This window comes from Streptacidiphilus neutrinimicus, assembly GCF_000787815.1.
GTDB classification, from domain to species: domain Bacteria; phylum Actinomycetota; class Actinomycetes; order Streptomycetales; family Streptomycetaceae; genus Streptacidiphilus; species Streptacidiphilus neutrinimicus.
Window position 1 is genome coordinate 1,288 of sequence record NZ_BBPO01000077.1, and the last position, 18,054, is coordinate 19,341.

An 18,054-nucleotide genomic window follows, 5' to 3' on the forward strand; every position below is an offset into this window, starting at 1 on the left:
GCCGAGCTGCTCGACCGGTTCGCGAGTGGCGAGGACACCCGGCCCGCGACGACGGCCGAGATGATCGCCGCCCTGATGGAGACGGCGCTGCGGGCTCCGCTCACGCCCTCGGCGTTCTGCCTGACGATGCGGCTGTTCATCCGGGCCTTCCCGCAGGCCGCCCTGTCGCTGTTCGGCGACACGGACGTGCTGGACCCGGCCGCGTACGAGAACGTCCACGGGGCAAGGGCCGATGAGCACGAAGCGGAGCTGCGCCGGAAGCTCACCCGGAGCTCCCGGACGCCGACCGCGACCGACTGAGCCGACGGCCACCGTCGACCGACCCGAGCCACCCCACCCAACCCTGCGAGGAGTTGCCATGCCGATCACCCTGGCCCGCACCGCCGTCCTCTGCCCGATCCCCGACCACGCCTGCGGCGGAGGTGAGCGGGAGTGCTGACGCTCACCCACAGCGATGACGGCGGAACGGTGCTGCACTGCCCGCACCCGCCCGACATGGTCGCCGCCGCCCTGCGGCAGATCGGCTGGGTCGTCCGGTCCGACGGGCAGTGGCGGTTGCGCGGCAGCGCCGGACACCCGGCCGACGAACGCCGCATCCGGCTCACCCAGAAGGCGCTGCGCCGCCGCGGATTCACCCTGACTGTCACCCGCACCCACGCCCGCACGCAGCGGCACTGACCCGAGGAGGCTGCGATGCCCACGCGCTACCCCACCGCCCTGCCCGCCGTCCCGGCCCACCGCTGGAACGCCGAGAAGACCGACCCGGACACCATCGCCGACGACGCCACCTACGTGGAGACCGGCTTCGAGATCGACGCCGACAGCGCCGAGGAGGCCGAAGCCCGGACCCTCGCGCGGATCGACCACGACTACGAAGACGACCTGCGCGGGGCCACCGCGACCGCTCTGCGCCAGGTGCGGCAGGGACGCTGGCACGTCCGCCTGCGCATCATCGGCGAGTTCTGACACACGAAGGCCCCGCCGACGCAGGGGTCCCACACGCCGCACGCCCCGAACACCACCATCGAGGAGAGGCCCGCATGACCAACCCGAACCAGGCCGCCGCCAACGCCGAGCCCGGCACCCCCGCCGCGTCGATCGCGCAGGTGATCGCGTTCATCGCCGACCGCGCCACGATGGCCGACCTGGAACCGCTCAGCGACGCCTGCGCCGACCGGGAGACAGCGCTGCGCGCCCAGCGAGCGCTCACCGTCGAGCCCGGACAGACGGTCAAGATCGTGGACATTCGCCCCGCCTGGATGAAGGGCCTGACCGGCACGGTCGAGAGCATCGACCGTGCCAGCGGGCGCAAGCCCCGCGCACAGGTCCGGCTCGACGCCCGATCCACCAACGAGGCGCGGTGGTCGACCACGATCCCCGAGGGCGCCACCTCGCACCTGGTGCGCGTGCCGCTCGCCTGCCTGCTCCCGCAGTGACCGCCACCACATCCGCCCCCGCACGCACTGATTGGAGCGCCATGACCGCGCCGACCCTCTCCCAGGTCCTCGACTCCATCCGCACGAACGCCAGCCGCGAAGACCTCGACGTCCTGCGGCTGCTCATCGGCAAGCGCCGTGAGCTGCTGTCGCTGGCCGACAGCGCGCTCATCCGGGAAGGGGCGCAGGTGGAGATCCGCAACCTGTCGCCGGCCTACCTCAGCGGCCTGACCGGAACGGTCACCACGCTGAAGCGCTACGGCAGCAAGGTCATCGCCACCGTGACCCTGGACGCCCCCTCCGCCGCGCGAGCGGCGAAGGCCAGCAAGGGCCGCTACACCAACGCCGTGGACGGCGTGCCGATCGGCTGCCTCACCCCGCGCTGACGCCTCCGCAAGACCGTCCCACAGGCTCCAGGCAACCAGCCTGACGGGATATCACCGCAGGTCAGGGGGCCACTGAAAATCAGTGGCCCCCACCCATCAATAAATCTATTATGAAGTTTGTCAGGGGTTGGCACCCCGGACCTGACGAACCACCGCACCGAAGGAGGCCCCCGTGGCCAGCACCAGCGACCAGCCCACCAGCACCGACACCCCGGCCGTGCCCGAGCCAGCCGTGCCCGTCGGCGACGCCGCCGCCGAAGCCACCCGCCCGGCCGCGATCGGCACGCTGATCGAGGTCCACCCGGACCGGCTCGTGATCGACCCGGCCAACGTCCGCAAGGACAACGCGCAGCCCAGCGCCGAACTGCTCCAGTCCGTCGCCGAGATCGGCGTCCGCGAGCCGATCGGCGTGCGCGGCCCCGGCCCCGACGGTGAGTTCTGGGCGTTCAAGGGACAGCGCCGCGCGCTCGCCGCCCAGGCCGCCGCCGAGACCGCTCGCGAGGCCGGACAGCCGGTCCGAATGGTGCCCGCGATCCTCGACGTGATCGACGACGAGGCCGAGGCCGTCCTGCTGTCGCTGGTCGAGAACAAGCACCGCGAGGCGATGACCGCCCGCGACGACGTCAACGCCGTCGCCCAGCTCTCCCTGCTCACCGACGACGACGTCGCCCGCCGTACCCGCGCCGCCAACGCGCTCGGACTGACCCCCGACCAGGTCGCCGCAGCCCAGCGTGCCCGCAAGCTCACCCCCAAGTCGCTGACCACGGCGACCTCGTCCGGCTACGACCTCTCGCAGATGGCCGACCTGGTCGAGGTCGAGAAGGTGCCGAACGCCACCAGCGTGCTGGACCAGGCGAAGAAGGACGACGAGCGCACCGGCGGGCGCGGCCACTGGGAGCACGCCATGTCGCGGCTGCGCGGCGACCTGGAGGTGATCGAGCGCGCCGCCGCCGTCCGCGCGGAGCTGGACGCGGCGAAGGTAAGGGTCGTGACCCCGCAGCCGTACTACAGCGGCTACGGGGAGAAGCCGAAGGAGCGGGAGCTGTCCGAGCTGCGCACCCAGCTCGGCGGACCGGTCACCCCCGCCAAGCACGCCGGCTGCCCCGGCCACGCCGCCCGGATCGACCGCGAGACCGGCGAGGCGGTGTTCCTGTGCCTGGACCCGGTCGCGCACGGGCACAAGGTCCCGAAGAAGGCCGCCAAGCCGCGCAGCGAGCAGGAGAAGGCCCGCCACGCGAGCGTCGTCGCGCACAACCGGGCCTGGCGAGACGCCCGCCCCGTGCGGCACAAGTTCATCGCCGAACTGGTCGCCCGGCCGAAGGTCTCCGAGGCCGTGCAGCTGTTCTGCCTCTCACACCTGCTCCACCAGAACGAGGGCAGCAGCCGCTACGCGGACAAGGGCGAACTCGCCTACGCCGCCGGGTTCCTCGGCGTGCCCGAGCCGAAGACCGGCCGGTGGAACAAGCCCTTCCAGGGCGCGATCACGAAGGCGATGAAGGGCCGCCGCAGCGCGAACCTGCTGCTCGCCCACGTCGCCGCCGTCGTCGAGTTCGACATGGGCGACCGCGCCTGGGAGGGCAAGAGCGCCCAGGTCAAGGAGTGGCTGCGGCTTCTCGCCGCCGAGGGCTACACCCTGGCCGAGGTCGAGGCCGAGATCACCGGTCCGATCGTCACGGCGCGGACCGCGACCGCGACGAAGGCGAAGGCGAAGGCCGAGACGACGAGCCGCGCCAAGCTCGACAAGGCCGCCTGACGGCTCGACTCCCCCCAAGTCCGCACGGGGCCGCTGCCCTCGCGCAGCGGCCCCGCTGCTCCCCCTGTTCCCCTGCGCCCGCACCGGGCACCGGACGCCGCGCCGCCGTGCCCGCACGCCCGGTGCGCGGGCGCAAGCCATCCAGGAGAAGCCTGTGGCCGAATCCCGCGACGACCTGCCGCTGTGGCTGGTCACCATCCCCTTCCGCCGCCCCCGCGACCGCCGCAAGGGCGAGCAGACGTTCCGCGTCCGCGCGGCCAGCGCCCGCGACGCCCGCACCGAAGCGTGGCGCCTCGCCCAGCGCCCCGCCGCGCTCGCGCACCGGCGCGGCGCGGCCCTGATCCCCACCGGCCCGCTGCTGCTGCGCGCCGAGCGCATCCCCGACTGACCCCACCCCCAGGAGCAACCGTGACCCGCACGCGCCCGACCTTGACCAGCCCGAACCCGGACAACGAGCCCGTCATCCCGAAGGTCCCGTTCCCGCACCAGCGTCCCTGCCCCGGGGAGCCGCACCCCGAGGAGGGCCCCGACATCCCGCCGCAGCGGGACCGCTGACCGACACAGAGGAACGGAGCTGATGGCGAAATGAGCGACCACAGCAGCCCGCCCGGTGTGGTGCCCATCGGCACCGTCACCCGGGCGCTGGTGCCCGACTTGACCGACTACGACGTGATCAGCGCCAACCTGTCCGGCGGCGCGGACTCCTTCGCGATGCTGCACGAGCTGATGCGTGCCGCCGACGCCGCCGGCGTCTCCGACCGGGTGTGGACCTTCCGGTGTGGCCGAGTGGCCCGACGTCCGCGACCGCGCTGGCATGCTGCACCCGGGCGCGGCCGGGATGGCGGCGGCGCAGGGCCGGTTCTGCGGTGTGCCCGCGGACCGGCACCTGGTCGGGGCCAAGCACACCACCGGTGCGACCCCGGTGGTCTACGACCTGCTCGCCTACACCGCCGCCTACGGCCGGTTCCCGCGCCTGGGCACCCGGTACTGCACCCGCCAGTTCAAAGAGGCCGTCGAAGAAGCCGCTTTCACCCCGGTCATCAACCGGTTGAAAGTCACGCTCGGCCTTGCTGGCACCCCGAGGGCGGTGAAGCTGCGCCGTCCGGTGCGACGCCTGAAGGTCCTCGGGCTGCGCGCCGAGGAGTCCCGCGACCGCGCGCAGCGGCCCGCTTACCGTCACGTGCACCGCAACGGGGTGCGGCACGTGGACGAGTGGTGCCCCGTCAAGGACTGGACCAAGCACGAAGTCCGCGCCCTGCACACCGCAACCGGGATGACGCACCACTGGACGTACGACTCGCGGCCCGGCGCGGACGACTGGCAGGGCACCAGCCGCAGCTCGTGCTCGCTGTGCTTCCTCGCATCCCGACGGGACCTGCTGCTCGGCGTCGCGCGCCGCCCCCGGCTCGCCGCGCTGATCGCCCGCGTCGAGCAGGCACGCGGCGACACCTTCCGCCCCGACTGGTCCATGGCGCAGCTCATCGCCTGGTCCAGCAGGCCCGGCGCTCCCGCGCCCGGCATCGTCCTGCCCGACCAGACGCCTGAGTTCGCGCACCTGGAACAGCAAGTCTCCCTCGCGCTCGCCCGAGCGCCCCGGCGTCTGCCGCACCTGGCCACCCGCCTGCCCGTCATCGGCAGCGACGGCTGCGCGGCCCGCTGCTGCTGACCCTCCCACCTCCCTGCTCCGCCCGGCCGCAGCCAGTTCGCGGCCGGGCGCCAACGCTCCCGGAGACCTTGATGCCCTGCTGCACCGACGTGTCGATCCTGCTGCAACTGACCCGCAACGCCGACGACCCGCTCAGCCTGGCCGAGGCCGCGATCGAGATCGCCTACCCCGACGGAGACGCCACCGACTCCGCCTCGGCCGTGATCGCCGCCGAAGTCCTCGACCACGCCACCCGCGGCCACGTCGCCACCCGGTCCGCGCTCGCGGCCGCCGCCCTCACCGGCCTGGAAGGCACCCCCGCCTGGGCGCGAGCCCAGATCGCTTCCGAAGGACACCCGCACCTGGCGCTGCTGCGCGCGCTGGTGGTGTTCACCGCCCAACACATCGACGACAGCCCGGCGGCGCTGCGCCTGCTCGCCCACGTCCTCGCGCCACCGAGGCGAACGAGCCGGTGAACCCCGGCGATTCCGCCGCGCCGCGCGCACAGCCGCACCGGATCGCCCGCACCCCGCCCCGCCAACCGAAGCATTCCGGCCGGGCGGGACGGCGCGCACCGATCTGACTTGCCTTCCCCTGCGCCCGGCCGGACCCAACCCCCGACTACTGCCACAAGGAGGCATCCGAGATGACCGTGAAACTCAAGACCCGCAAGCCCACCGGCCTGGTGCCCTGGCCCTTCCTGCTCATCGAGGGCGAGGAGGGCGCGGGCAAGACCTACGCCGCCGCGAAGTTCTCCGCCTCCAAGCGGATCGGGCAGACCTACTGGGTCGACCTCGCCGAAGGGTCGGCGGACGAGTACGCCGCGATCGAGGGCGCGAACTTCACCATCGTCGACCACGACGGGACGTTCCGCGACATCCGCGAGCAGATCGAGGCCGTCCACGCCGAGGCCCGCCGCGCCGCCACCGCCAAGGAGCCGCCCGTGGTGCTGGTGGTGGACACCGCGACCGCGCTGTGGCGGATGCTCACCACCTGGACCCACGAGCGCGCCCGCCGCAGCAAGTACAACGCCCGCACCCTCGCCGCCGATCCGGACGCGCCGATCGATGTCGCGATGAACCTGTGGAACGACGCCAACGAGCGCTGGCAGCAGGTCCTCTACCTGCTCCAGACGTTCCCCGGCATCGTCATCGTCACGGCGCGCGGCCGGGAGGTGACCGCGATCGACGAGGACGGCAGGCCGGTCAAGCGCGGCAGCAAGGTGCTGACCGAGTGGAAGGTCCAGGCGCAGAGGGATCTCGGGTTCGACTGCTCGCTGTGGGTGCGGCTGCGTCGCGAGCAGCCCCCGCAGGTCATCAAAACCCGCTCGCTGCGCCTGCGCATCGAGCCGGGCAAGCCGCTCACCCTCCCCGAGTTGGACGTCGAGAGCTTGATCTTCGAACGGCTGGGCTGCTCCGTGGACACCCAGCCCCGCCAGGTCACCGCCCTCGCGGCCGATCGCACCCGGCCCTGGCTGGACCGCGTCGCCAAGGCCTCGGCTGTCGAAGGACTCAGCGCCTTGTGGCGCGAGACCCCTCCGGAGAAGTCAGGCCTCAGCCGCGAGGAGGCCGCCGTCGTCCAGGCCGCGATCCGGCTGCGCAAGGAGGAGCTGGAATCCCCGCCGAGCGAACTGGCCGACCCGGCCAGTGACGCGGACAAGCTCCGCGCCGCCGCCCAGCGCGCCCAGGCCCCGGCCGACCCCGAGGCGTCCTGACCCCGCATCGACGAGGTGGCGCGGCCCACGCACCCGGCCGCGCCACCCGCTTATATCCAGGAAGGAACAGCGCACCATGTCCATCGCCACCGTCGCGCCGGTCTCCATCTGGGAGGCCGCACACGAGGTCGACGCCGACCGCCCCCGCTCCCGGCAGACCCAGCTCGGCGCGTCCGACACGGTCTGCCAGCGCCGCGCCGCCTACATCCTCGCCGGCACCGCCCCGACCGACGCCGCCGACAAGCGCGCCGCGATCCTGGGCACCTACATCCACGAGGGCCTGCTCTCCGCCGCCCGCACCCGCTACCGGTGGCAGGTCGAGCGCAGCGTCGCCGACGCGTGGATCCGCGGTCACATCGACGCCGTGCAGTTCGACGAGGCCACCGCGCGCCGCCTGCCCGAGCGCCACCGTCCGCGGGTCCACGCCACCGCCAGTCCGGAGCAGGGCGTGGTGGTGGAGGACCTGAAGACGAAGTCGACGTTCGTGTGGGACCGGGTGCTCAAGTACGGGGCGACGGCTGCCGAGCTGCGCCAGGTCTACACCTACGCCCGCCTGCTGCGCACGGTCGGGTTCGAGAACGTGAAGGGGCAGCGGCACCTGGCCCGGCTCGGCCCGATCCCCGTCCGCACGCTGCGGTTCCGGTTCGTCAACCGCGACAACGGCGCGGAGCACACTCAGACGTTTCGCTACGACGAGCGCGCCGCCGAGCAGGCGCGCTGGTGGGTCGAGCTCGTCCACGGCTTCGAGGACCCGGACAGCGCGCCGCGTGACTTCGACGGGCCCGGCCTGGACGGGACCTGCGATTTCTGCCCGTTCCGCACCCGGTGCTGGCCGCCCGCCGACCCGCCCGGAGCCGCGCCGCAGAGCATCCTGGTGCGCGACGACGCCGACCGCGCCGCCGCGCTGGCCGACTACGAGCGCGGCCAGCAGTTGGAGAGCCGGGGCGGCCGGTTGAGGAAGCTCGCGCGGGCGAAGCTCGACGCCTCTCCGCCCGGCGTCTACGGCGATCACCAGCTCTCCTGGACCGGTGGCAACGCCAAGCGCGAGCCGGACACCGAGGCCCTGCTCCGCCTCTTCCGAGAGGCCGGGCTACCGGTCCCCACCGTCCCGGACCTGTCTGCGATGACCGCGCAGCTGAAGGCCGCAGGCGTCGCGGTGCCCGAGCGCGACAGCCGCTCCCGCACACCCCGCACCATCAACGTCACCCGCGTCCCCGCCAACTGACCACCCACCCGAGGAGTCCCATGTCCAACACCCCTGCTCTGGTCGGCCTGTCGCTCGGCGCCGGCGTGCAGTCGACGACCTGCCTGATCCTGTCGGCGGAAGGCATCCTGCCGAAGATCGACTTCGCCGCCTTCGCGGACACCGGGATGGAGCCGCGCGCGGTGTACGAGAACCTTGACCGACTGGAGCGCGAGGTCGCCCGGCCCGCCGGGATCGAGATCGTCCGGGTCAAGCAGGGCGACATCCGCGACGACGCGCTCGATCCGGACGCTGAGCACTACGCCCAGATGCCGCTCTACATCCGTGGTCGTGACGGACGCCCTCACATGATGCGGCGGGCCTGCACCGCCCACTACAAGGTCCGGCCGCTGAAGGCGGAGGTGCGCCGCCGCCTCGGGTACCCCGCCCCGCTTCCGGTGCCGGCAGGCGTGTTCGCGGAGCAGTGGATCGGCATGAGCGCGGACGAGGCCTCTCGCGCCCGGTTCTCCGATGTCGACTACATCCGCCACGAGTTTCCCCTGATCACGCTGAAGGGCGGCGGCAGTTGGCACGTGGGGTGGACCCGGCAGGACTGCCTGCGTTTCCTGGAGTCCCGGGGCTTCGGCAGCACGCCGAAGAGCGCCTGCACGGTGTGCCCGTACTCCGGGAACGCCCGACTCAGGCGACTGCGGGACACCTGCCGCTGCGGTCACCACCGTAACGACCACGCCCGGTTCAACGGGCGGCAGGACCAGGCGTGCGCGCACCTCACCGGAACAGGGCGTGAGGCGCAGGGATGCGGCTGCTCTGGGTTCGACAACCCCGACTGGCGCGACGCGGTCGCGTTCGACGCGGCGATCCGCCACGGCTACGCCCGCGCCGTAGCGCGCGGAAGCGCCCTGCACGGCGAGGCGTTCGTGCACCGCAGCATGCTCCCGCTCGACCAGGCGCCCATCGACCACGTCACCAGGTCCGAGTGGAAGGAGCGTCAGACCAGTCTGGTTGAGCCCTTCCCCGAGGCCGAGGACGACGACCGCGGCTGCTCCCCTTGGGCTTGCCGGGGAGAGGACGACGAGTGACAGGGCCTTGCTTCACGGCCTGCCAGGAAAGCGGCTGGACGCCCACTCCATTTCTATCTATTATGTTGCTTGCATCAATGCTGTGAGACATCGAGAGGAGTGCCCCGTGCCCGCCGCAGCCGTCCCGAACGAACAAGTCCAGAGCCTCACCAGCGCCTTGATCGTCGTCCATGCCCGCATCACCGACCGCCGGGCCGTCACCGCCGACCTCGCGGTCGCCCTGCCCGATACCGCAGGCGACGGAGCCGTCCCCGTGCTCGCCGTCCTGGCCCTGTATCTGGCCGAGCTGCGCCGCACCAGCGCCGACCCCGATCCCGCCGCACTGCGGTCCGCGCTCGCCCGCGCCTTCCCCGGCATGCGCGGCTACCCCTACTCCCCGGTCCACGACCCGCGCGTGGGCGTCCTCGTCGACGTCGCGCTGCATCCAGCCAGCGACGGCGGCTGGGCCGGTGTCCAACTGGCCGTCACCGAGCAGAACACCGAGGCCGGGCGGCACCCGTGGAGCCGGATCACCCGCCGACACGGCATCCGGGCCGTCCTGCGGCACACCGAAGCCGAACTCGACGCCGCCGAGCAGCACCAGCACGCCCTCGCCAGCACCGACCGGCCCGCCGCCCGGCGGGCCGAACGCGTCGCGCAACTGCGCGCAGCGGTCGCGGCCGCGCTGCACCAGGCCGAACAGGACGTCCCACCCGGCACGCCCCCACCGCCCGCCATCGGCACCGGCGCCCGCCTGGCCGCTCGGACGGAGTCCGGGCCGCCGCAGGTGCTCACCGGCGCGGTCACCCGCCCCGTGATGCTGCGCGAGGGCGAGGACGGCCCCGTCGCCCGGCTGCTCCTCGCCCCGGACACCCCGCCCGTCGTCGGCGAGGTCACCGCGTCGGTGCTGGTGTGCACGCTGCGCGGCGACGCCGCCCGCCAAGCAGCCGCCGCCCTCACCCCCGGCTCCCACGTCCTGGTCGTCGGCACCGTCACCCACCGCCCCTACACCGCAGAAGACCGCATCCCTCGCATCGCGGTCACCCTCGACGTTCAGCACATCGGCCAGGCCCTCGTCTGAGCCGCCGACGGAGGCGGTGCCGGCACCACGAGTCTCGGGGCTGCCTCCCTCGCACCATCCGGTCAACCCGACCGCGCAGAGAAAGGGCCGCACCGATGATCAGTCCCTGGGACTGCGCCTGCAGCACCCCAGAAGACACGCGCGCCTCCTGCCTGTGTGCGCCCGCAGCCCGACGGCCACCCCGGACAGCCCCGCGGCCACCGCCCTCACCAACGCGTACTCCGCCCACCCGGATCGCATCGTCGGCGCCTGCCTTGACGACGCCCTTGCCCTACGGCGACTCGGCAACAGCACACCCCACGCCCGACCCTTCGGACTCACTAGATTTTGATCCAGTACCGCCGCACAGGGCCGTGTTCGGTGTCCTGGACGCCCTCAAGGACGCCGCCGTGGTGTTCGACCGTCTTCACCGAGGCAAGGTTGTCGAGCTCGCAGACGATCAGCACACGGTCCAGACCGAGCGCCCGCGCCTCGTCGAGTATCCGGCCCAGCGCCCAGGTGGCCAGCCCCCGCCGGCGTGAAGACGGCCGGATTCCGTAGCCGATGTGCCCAAACTGCAGCACGCGGTCGTTGAGACCGTGCCGCAGTGCGATCCCGCCGTGCACTCGGTCGCCCTCGATGATCCATCGGTATGTACAACCCCGACCGGTCTCAACCGCTTTCGGGCCCGACTCGTCCGCCAGTAGCGCCACCCAGGCCGCGAATCCCTCCGGCGAGTCGATCTCGTCGGAAGGCCCCAGCCCGAACCCGTCCTCATGGAGGCCGGCACCCCACTCGCGATGCGCCTCGCGGTCACGTAATTCCCCAGGGGGATGACGGGTGGCGGGGGTCATAGTCCTGGCCGTCGAGACGACGGACGCTTCCTCGATCAGTGGTTCGAGGTCGAGGGAAGCGCGCGATGGCAAGGAGAACGTTCAACGTGGTCGATGTGACCGAGATCTACGTCCACTGGTATGCGGGCCGTTCCAAGAACGAGCTGGCCGCGTCGCTGGGGGTGGACCGCAAGACGATCAGGAAGTATCTGGCCCCGGCGGAGGCCGCCGGGATGACGCCGGGCGGCCCGGCGATGACCGAGCGGGACTGGGCCGGGCTGATCAAGGGCTGGTTCCCCGAGCTCGCCGACAAGCGGCTGCGGCAGGTGACCTGGCCGGAGATCGACAAGCACGGTGATTACATCAAGAGCCTTCTGGGGACGGTGACCGTCTCCACGATCCACCAGCGGCTGCGGGACGAACACGGGCTGACCGTGTCGGTGTCGAGCCTGCGGCGGTGGGTGGCGGCGACGCTGCCCGAGGAGACGAGGAGGTCGCAGGTCACCGTCCTGCGCGACGAGGTCGAGCCTGGCCTGGAGGCCCAGATCGACTACGGCTTCCTCGGCCAGTGGACCAACCCCCGCAGCGGGAAGCGGCACCGGATCTGGGCCTTCGTGATGATCCTGGCCTGCTCACGGCACATGTTCGTCCGCCCCGTGATCCACCTGGACCAGCACGCCTGGACCGAGGCCCACGTCGAAGCCTTCAAGTTCTTCGGCGGCGCCACCCGGCGGCTCGTCCCGGACAACCTGCGCACAGGCGTCGACAAGCCCGACCTCTACGACCCCAAAATCAACAAGGCGTATGCCGAACTCGCCACCCACTACGGTGCGTTGGTGGACCCAGCCCGCGCCGGCCGGCCGAAGGACAAGCCCCGGGTCGAGCGCCCTATGCCCTATATCCGCGATTCGTGGTGGCGGGGGCGGGAGTTCATCTCCCTCGATCACATGCAGGCCGACGCGGTCCGCTGGTCAGGCGAAGTCGCCGGACGCCGCCAGTGCCGGCCGCTGGGCGGCGCGTCCCCGCTGTCGGTGTTCGAGGCCGTCGAGGCCGACACGCTGCTGCCGTTGCCGAGGACGGCGTTCGTGCTGGCCCGCTGGTCGACCGCGACGGTCGGCCCGGACATCCACATCAAGGTGGGCCGCACCCTCTACTCGGTGCCGTGGAAACTCATCGGCCAGCGCGTCGACGTCCGCTCCACCCACGCGTTCGTGCAGGTCTTCCACCAGGGCGAGCTGGTCAAGACCCATGCGGCACTCGAACAGGGCAAGCGCACCCACCACGGCGACTACCCGCCCGAGAAGATCGCCTTCCACATGCGGACCCCGGCCTGGTGCCGCACCCAGGCCACGCAGGTCGGCCCGGCCTGCCGCGAGGTGATCGACCAGCTGCTGGAAATCAACGCGCTCTACCGGCTCCGCGCCGCCCAGGGCGTCCTCGGCCTGCGCAAGAAGCACGGCGACACGCGGCTGGAGGCCGCCTGCGGCAAGGCCACCGCGGTCGGCGACCCGTCCTACCGCACCATCAAGGGCATCCTCGTCGCCGGCACCGAGACCGAGCCCGCCCCCGAGACCAGCGGCGACGGCGGAGCCGCCGCCTTCCTGCACGGACCCCAGCGGCTCTTCGCGACCGCGACGACCCCCGACACGACGAACGACGACCGTGATGACCACCGTCACGAAGAAGGAGTGGCGTGATAGCCATCATGGACAGCGCCCTGCGCGAGGCTCTGCGCGCGCTGAAGCTGTCGGGCATGCTGGAGACCCTGGACGCCCGCCTGGCCCAGGCCCACGGCGGCGAGCTCGGACACCTGGAGTTTCTGCAGACGCTCTGCCAGGACGAGATCACCCGCCGCGACACCGTCGCCTTCCAACGGCGCGTCGCCCGGGCGAAGTTCGAGCAGCAGGTCACTCTGGAGGAGTTCGACTTCGCGGCCTCCCCGAAGCTGCCCGCGGCCCAGATCCGCGACCTGGCGGCGCTGCGCTGGCTGCACACCGGGGAGTCCGTAATTTTGTTCGGGCCGGTCGGCGTCGGGAAGACACACGTCGCCCAGGCGCTCGGGCACCTCGCCATCCGGCAGGGCGCGAACGTCCGCTTCGCGAAGACCAGCCGCGTCCTCGCGGACCTGGCCGGCGGCCACGCCGACCGCACCTGGGACCGCCGACTGCGCGAGCTGACACGCCCCGACGTGCTCATCCTCGACGACTTCGCGATGCGCCAGCTGACCGCGGCCCAGGCCGACGACCTCTACGAGCTGGTCTCCGAGCGCACGGGCCGGTCGCTGATCCTGACGAGCAACCGGGCGCCGAGCGACTGGTATCCGCTCTTCCCCAACCCGGTGGTCGCCGAGTCGCTCCTGGACCGGCTGATCAACACCAGCCATCAGGTGATCATGAACGGGCCCAGCTACCGACCCAACAAGCGGCCCCGCGGAGGTGGCGCCGACAAGACAAGCAGGCCCTCGATCAAGTAGACATGGACGAAGTCAGGACCTGGGGAATTACGTGACGCCGGGCCCGGGGAATTACGTGACCGTCCACAAGGCGCGATCAGTTCAGGCATACAGCGACGATACCGATCAGACCCATCAAGATCGAGATCTTCGAAAACAGGTACTCACCCTCGGACCGAAAAGCCGAATCCACAACACCCAGCAGAATGGACACTTGACCCATGCCCGACGACATCGCCACCGCCCTGCTCGACCTGGTCTCCCAGGCCGAGAACCTGACCGACCCGACCGGCCTGCGCACCCTGCTGGCCCAGGCGCACCCGCTGTGGTGCCACGCCCTCGAAGACGTCCGCACCCACATCCGCAACCAGGCCGCTGGCTGGAACGACGAGCAGCTCGTCGAGCACGCCACCGCCGAAGGCATCCAGGTCGCCCCCAGCGCCTCCCGCGACGAACTGCTCCAGGATCTGGTCTTCGAGCGCTTCGACGCGACACCCGCGGCACTCGCCTACCAGACGCTGGCCGAGCGCGCCCACGCGCACCACACCGGCCTCATCGACTGACGCCGACCGGGGCCCGGAGCACTGGTTACCCACCCGTTCAGTCACCAGTGCAGGTCAGCAGCCCAGTCTCCCCAGGGTGACCAGTCCCGCTGTCGCCTATTCGACACCACCGGACGCGGTAGTGGTTACCCAACTGGTAACAGTGACGCGCTCCGATTGCCCTCAATCTTCTCGCGACGAGCCGAAAGAGAGACGCCCGTGCACGCGATTGTGATCACCATGCTCGGAGACGCTCGGGACATCGAGCTGCCCGACGACGACCGGCACCGCGCCGAGATCCGCCGCATCGTCGGCGGCTCCCCCGACCAGGGTCTCTATCACCACGAGGCTCTGCTCTGGGTACACGGCGACGGAGCGAACGGAGGGCTGCGCAGGAACCTGGTGGCCTGGGCATTGGCCTGCACCTGGCGCAGCCTGACCCTGCCCCACCAGTTCTACGGCGATGTCGTCGTCACCGGCCGCGCCCCTGACGGCACCACGGCGCCGCTCGCCACGAATCTCGCCGAGCAGGTGCGCACCATCACAACGACCACCCTCGAGACGGTCTGGCTCTGGCAGCGGCGGCCACCTGCGTCGAATGAGGCCGCTCTGAGCGACTTGCTCGCCTACGCCGCACGCGACATCGGCCGATGACGAGCAGAAAGAAGAGCGGCATGCGGAAGCCCGTCTTCACGGGGCCCATGGCGGCGGCCACGCGCTGGCGTACGTTCCGCTCGACTGCTGCCGAACGCGCCTTTGGCGTATCAACCGCGCTTGGATGCGCTCCTCAACTTTGGAACCGTCAATCCGAGATGGTTGCGGTGCCTCTGGAGTGAAGGCATGCCGCCGGGCCGGGTGTTAGCCGCCCGGGCTGTGCGCCGCTGCCTCACAAGACCCTGACTCTCATCCGTCACAGGTGGCCTGTGACGATGCTGCCGGATTCGACCTGGGCGACAATCAGCGAGGATCACGGTGGCAGCGGTGATGACCGCCAGAGACACCAGCGTCGAGGCCAGCGGGGCGGCGGCCTCCAGCCCATTCACGAACACGTTGATCCTCTCGGACTATCCGCTGCGGGCTGGGCGAGCGTAGGTCAGCCCGGACAACGGCGTCTCGGATCGTGACGTTCGTGCGCGCCGGTCCCGGCCGGAGGGCACGGCGCGGCTCTCGTGCGGGGTGCGGTGTGCACATGCTCCTGTCATCCCGACGAGACACGAGCCGGTCAATGGTGTCCGAACGCGACTCGCCGCCAGCTCTGCGCGGCGACCTCGGCCGTCAGCAGCGCTGTGCCGGACAGAACGAACGCCAGCGCCTCGCCCCAGGTCGGGGTCGACCAGGACATCAGTGCCCCGCAGATGGCGAGCCCGCCCGCTCCCGCGACCCCGGCCCCGCGCAGCAACAACCGCGCCCGCCCGGAACGGATCCTGCGACGGCCCATGCGGGCGAAGAGCAGCAGCAACACGACCGCCGGCAGGGGGCCGAGCACCCAGGCCAGCTCCCCCCGCGCGGTCAGCCCGTCGACGTAGGTGGATCCCCACTTGTCCCGGACCTCGACGACGTTCCCGCCCAGCGTCGTGACGGTTACGACCTCGCCGGGCTGCATGTCGAGGCGGACGTAGTCGTCTTCTTCGAAGTACACGGTCCGTGGCTTGGACGCGAGCCCGGCCAGCCTCACGCCGTAGCTGGGGCCGAGCGCGGATCCCAGTCCGAGGACGTGTTTCCAGATTGGGGTCAGCGAGGCGACCCGGGCGGGGTGCTCGGTCAGGCATCGCGCGTCGGCGGGCGCCATCTCGGGGCAGCGGGACGCGAAGACGGGGCTGTCACCGGCGTGGTGGAGTGCCCATCCCCAGAACCCGACCAAGGCGGCCGCGAGCACGGCCACCACCGCACTCGACCTCTTTACGTGCCACCACCTCATCACCCGGCCCCTCCCCCCGTGGGCTGACGCACCTAGCGATGCCGCCGACATGGTGCCACCGACCACGCGCCACGTCGATGACCGCACCGCTCCACCGCCGAACGGGCTTGCGGCCAGGAACGGGGGCGATACTCGTCCGATGGAATGGTCTGAGCAGGCACAGCAAGCAGAGCAGTCGGGTGATTGGGACACGGCCATCAACCTGGTGAGTGCCCACGCCGAGTGCTACTCCACCGACCACTACGCCCACGCCAACCATCTGTGGCACATGGACCTGCTCGCCCGCGCCGATCGTCTGACCGAACTCTCGGAGCTGGCCCGTACGGACGTCCACGCACGCAGGCGGCTGAACCGATCGCTTCGCTCGCGAGGGATGGAATCAACGCTCCGCGAGCGCGCCGAAGACGGCGACCGCGACGCCCTCTACTGCCTCGTCCGGCGGTTCTGCGAGACGAGCCGAACCGAACAGGCACGCCACACGGTCGCGGAGATCGCTCCCGAGGATCAGCATGCCCAGGAGATCATCGTTGCGGCTGAAACGTCATTCAGCCAGGGCGCGTGACACGGACCTGCTGTCAAAACCGATGAACATTCGCGGCATCCTTGATCGCCAAGTGCTGCCCGAAGTCGTGGACAAGTGCTGTCACTTGAAGTGGACGAAGCCAATCACACCATGCATCTGAGCGGACCAGCGGTGCTCACCTGCCGGGGCACTGCAACCACCCCCGCACCGTGCACCAGGCGCAACTGGAGCCCGGCGACCGCGTCCTGATCCACACCGACGGCGTCACCGAAGCCCGCACCGCCACCGGCCAGGCCTTCGGTGAGGACCAGCTCGTCGACTTCATCACCCGCGCCCTGGCCGCCGGCGAACCAGCCCCCGAAGCCCTGCGCCGCCTCATCCACACCATCCTCGATCACCACGACGGTCGCCTCCAGGACGACGCCACGCTCGTCCTGGCCGAATGGCATCCGAGCCCCCGCCCCGACCCGCTCGTGGCCCAGTAGAGCCGCCGGGGCGCACGAGCCGTCCGAGTGGTGCAAGCCCCAGGTCGCGGGCGAACCCGCCCGGTGGCTCAATGAGAAGTGAGTGGTGACACCAACCGGGCGGGCTCATGATCCATCCCCGCCCGGTTGGCGCGCATCGCACAGAGCGCGAGTCCGCCCGCGGCGGAGTCGCAGGCGGGGCCCTCGGCACCACCACGACGAGGACCCCGCGCCGAGCCCATACCGACTACGGTCCGCGCGGGCTCATCGACCCCCGGCCGTGTTCAGCGGCACTTTGTCTGGGCCCAGAGCACGCCTCATCGGCCGACGCCCCCCGGCCGGCGGATCGCTCGGCCGGACAATCACCGCTGGCCGAGCCGAAAGCGCTCGACCTCGAGATCGAGGTTCTCGACCGATTCGTTGAACTCCGTGACGGTGGAGCCGAGGTGCGCGTTGGTGGCCTGCAGCGCAGCGGTCAGCTTGAGCAGAGCCAGGGCCGTCGCTCGCTGCCCGTGGTCTTGAGAGGTCGCCAGCTCCAGTTCTGCTGCGCGGCGATCGACTCCGCCCCCTGGTGGCGGCTTCGTCGTGGTGCGCGTTCTGATTGGCCTGCCCGTTCTGGCCATCGTTCCCCCCTTTGCTTCGCGACAACGGCCCGGCGGCCGCTGTCCGCCCCCACTGTTGGCCGGTTCTCGTGCACGGGCCAACGCTTGACCCTTTCCTCCTACTCCCTGGGTCCCGCTCTCTCACTCGCGCTTGCCTCGATGCAAACCTGTCATTCCGCACTGACACCGTTGCGCCCGCGACTTCCTTCGTGAGGGTGATCAGGGGCGGCCCGGGAGCATGCCGACGGCACTTCGCAGCACGTCACCGCCTTCTTGCCTGGGCGGGTCGCCGAGTTGCCCGGCCGTCGGCAAGGACACTGCGCGGCGTTGGGCAGACGGCCAGCCGGTTCGCCCCACCCGTCACGCCAAGGACTAACGGACGGTGCTCGGGACCTGGCCGGCGGCTCGCTAGGTCTCGGCCTTGAAGGCCGTGGCGCCAAGCGTCAATGGTCCGACGACCTGGG

The 18,054-nt window shown here is 71.2% G+C and carries 22 protein-coding genes and 1 pseudogene; 20 read left to right on the forward strand and 3 right to left on the reverse strand.

Annotated elements, in window-relative coordinates; all coding sequences use genetic code 11:
* The 14 genes and pseudogenes from TR48_RS31985 to TR48_RS32045 form a co-directional block, all read left to right on the forward strand.
* A pseudogene (locus TR48_RS31985) lies at positions 1-300 on the forward strand (hypothetical protein); the annotation flags it as partial.
* A gap of 132 nt (positions 301-432) precedes the next feature.
* Positions 433-678, forward strand: a complete 246-nt coding sequence (locus TR48_RS31990) for a hypothetical protein (protein ID WP_042373863.1) — start codon at positions 433-435, stop codon at positions 676-678.
* Positions 679-693: 15 nt separating this feature from the next.
* A complete protein-coding gene (locus TR48_RS31995) occupies positions 694-966 on the forward strand; it encodes a hypothetical protein (RefSeq protein ID WP_042373864.1) in 273 nt (90 codons plus the stop codon).
* A gap of 74 nt (positions 967-1,040) precedes the next feature.
* Complete coding sequence (locus tag TR48_RS32000) at positions 1,041-1,436, forward strand: hypothetical protein (RefSeq protein ID WP_042373865.1); 396 nt, start codon at positions 1,041-1,043, stop codon at positions 1,434-1,436.
* A gap of 41 nt (positions 1,437-1,477) precedes the next feature.
* Complete coding sequence (locus tag TR48_RS32005) at positions 1,478-1,822, forward strand: hypothetical protein (protein WP_052443220.1); 345 nt, start codon at positions 1,478-1,480, stop codon at positions 1,820-1,822.
* Between the two features lie 172 nt (positions 1,823-1,994).
* On the forward strand, positions 1,995-3,575 hold the full coding sequence (locus tag TR48_RS32010; RefSeq protein WP_052443221.1) for a ParB/RepB/Spo0J family partition protein: 1,581 nt from the start codon (positions 1,995-1,997) through the stop codon (positions 3,573-3,575).
* A 154-nt stretch (positions 3,576-3,729) separates the two neighbouring features.
* On the forward strand, positions 3,730-3,963 hold the full coding sequence (locus tag TR48_RS32015) for a hypothetical protein (RefSeq protein ID WP_042373866.1): 234 nt from the start codon (positions 3,730-3,732) through the stop codon (positions 3,961-3,963).
* Positions 3,964-3,983: 20 nt separating this feature from the next.
* Entirely contained in the window at positions 3,984-4,130 is a 147-nt protein-coding gene (locus tag TR48_RS43805) for a hypothetical protein (protein ID WP_161789948.1), read from the forward strand.
* A gap of 223 nt (positions 4,131-4,353) precedes the next feature.
* Positions 4,354-5,241 (forward strand): hypothetical protein, encoded by an 888-nt coding sequence (locus tag TR48_RS32020; protein WP_052443222.1) that lies wholly within the window; start codon positions 4,354-4,356, stop codon positions 5,239-5,241.
* A 71-nt stretch (positions 5,242-5,312) separates the two neighbouring features.
* A complete protein-coding gene (locus TR48_RS32025) occupies positions 5,313-5,696 on the forward strand; it encodes a hypothetical protein (protein ID WP_042373867.1) in 384 nt (127 codons plus the stop codon).
* Positions 5,697-5,866: 170 nt separating this feature from the next.
* Entirely contained in the window at positions 5,867-6,934 is a 1,068-nt protein-coding gene (locus TR48_RS32030; protein WP_052443223.1) for an AAA family ATPase, read from the forward strand.
* Positions 6,935-7,010: 76 nt separating this feature from the next.
* Positions 7,011-8,159 (forward strand): PD-(D/E)XK nuclease family protein, encoded by a 1,149-nt coding sequence (locus TR48_RS32035; protein ID WP_042373868.1) that lies wholly within the window; start codon positions 7,011-7,013, stop codon positions 8,157-8,159.
* A gap of 20 nt (positions 8,160-8,179) precedes the next feature.
* Positions 8,180-9,217, forward strand: coding sequence for an adenine nucleotide alpha hydrolase family protein (locus tag TR48_RS32040; protein ID WP_063771106.1), 1,038 nt, complete (start codon positions 8,180-8,182; stop codon positions 9,215-9,217).
* 106 nt (positions 9,218-9,323) lie between these two features.
* Positions 9,324-10,277: a hypothetical protein gene (locus TR48_RS32045; protein ID WP_042373869.1), complete on the forward strand. Its 954-nt coding sequence runs from the start codon at positions 9,324-9,326 to the stop codon at positions 10,275-10,277.
* A 320-nt stretch (positions 10,278-10,597) separates the two neighbouring features.
* Here the strand turns inward: TR48_RS32045 and TR48_RS32050 are convergent, their stop codons facing one another.
* Positions 10,598-11,110: a GNAT family N-acetyltransferase gene (locus tag TR48_RS32050; protein ID WP_042373870.1), complete on the reverse strand. Its 513-nt coding sequence runs from the start codon at positions 11,108-11,110 to the stop codon at positions 10,598-10,600.
* Positions 11,111-11,196: 86 nt separating this feature from the next.
* Between TR48_RS32050 and istA the strand changes: the two genes are divergently transcribed.
* The 4 genes from istA (at position 11,197) to TR48_RS32070 (ending at position 14,737) form a co-directional block, all read left to right on the forward strand.
* On the forward strand, positions 11,197-12,786 hold the full coding sequence (istA, locus tag TR48_RS32055) for an IS21 family transposase (protein ID WP_042373871.1): 1,590 nt from the start codon (positions 11,197-11,199) through the stop codon (positions 12,784-12,786).
* Positions 12,786-13,562: an IS21-like element helper ATPase IstB gene (gene istB, locus TR48_RS32060; protein ID WP_042373893.1), complete on the forward strand. Its 777-nt coding sequence runs from the start codon at positions 12,786-12,788 to the stop codon at positions 13,560-13,562. Before istA ends, istB begins: the two co-directional genes overlap by 1 nt.
* 200 nt (positions 13,563-13,762) lie before the next feature.
* Positions 13,763-14,104, forward strand: coding sequence for a hypothetical protein (locus TR48_RS32065; protein WP_042373872.1), 342 nt, complete (start codon positions 13,763-13,765; stop codon positions 14,102-14,104).
* Between the two features lie 198 nt (positions 14,105-14,302).
* The gene (locus tag TR48_RS32070) at positions 14,303-14,737 is read left to right on the forward strand and encodes a hypothetical protein (protein ID WP_042373873.1); all 435 of its coding nucleotides are present in this window, start codon (positions 14,303-14,305) and stop codon (positions 14,735-14,737) included.
* A gap of 568 nt (positions 14,738-15,305) precedes the next feature.
* On the opposite strand, the gene TR48_RS32075 is transcribed toward TR48_RS32070, so the two are convergent.
* Entirely contained in the window at positions 15,306-15,968 is a 663-nt protein-coding gene (locus TR48_RS32075) for a hypothetical protein (protein WP_042373874.1), read from the reverse strand.
* Between the two features lie 172 nt (positions 15,969-16,140).
* Between TR48_RS32075 and TR48_RS32080 the strand changes: the two genes are divergently transcribed.
* Entirely contained in the window at positions 16,141-16,563 is a 423-nt protein-coding gene (locus tag TR48_RS32080) for a hypothetical protein (RefSeq protein ID WP_042373875.1), read from the forward strand.
* A gap of 140 nt (positions 16,564-16,703) precedes the next feature.
* A complete protein-coding gene (locus tag TR48_RS32085) occupies positions 16,704-17,009 on the forward strand; it encodes a PP2C family protein-serine/threonine phosphatase (RefSeq protein ID WP_084729934.1) in 306 nt (101 codons plus the stop codon).
* Between the two features lie 341 nt (positions 17,010-17,350).
* On the opposite strand, the gene TR48_RS32090 is transcribed toward TR48_RS32085, so the two are convergent.
* Complete coding sequence (locus TR48_RS32090; protein WP_042373877.1) at positions 17,351-17,611, reverse strand: hypothetical protein; 261 nt, start codon at positions 17,609-17,611, stop codon at positions 17,351-17,353.
* Between the last annotated feature and the right edge of the window lie 443 nt (positions 17,612-18,054).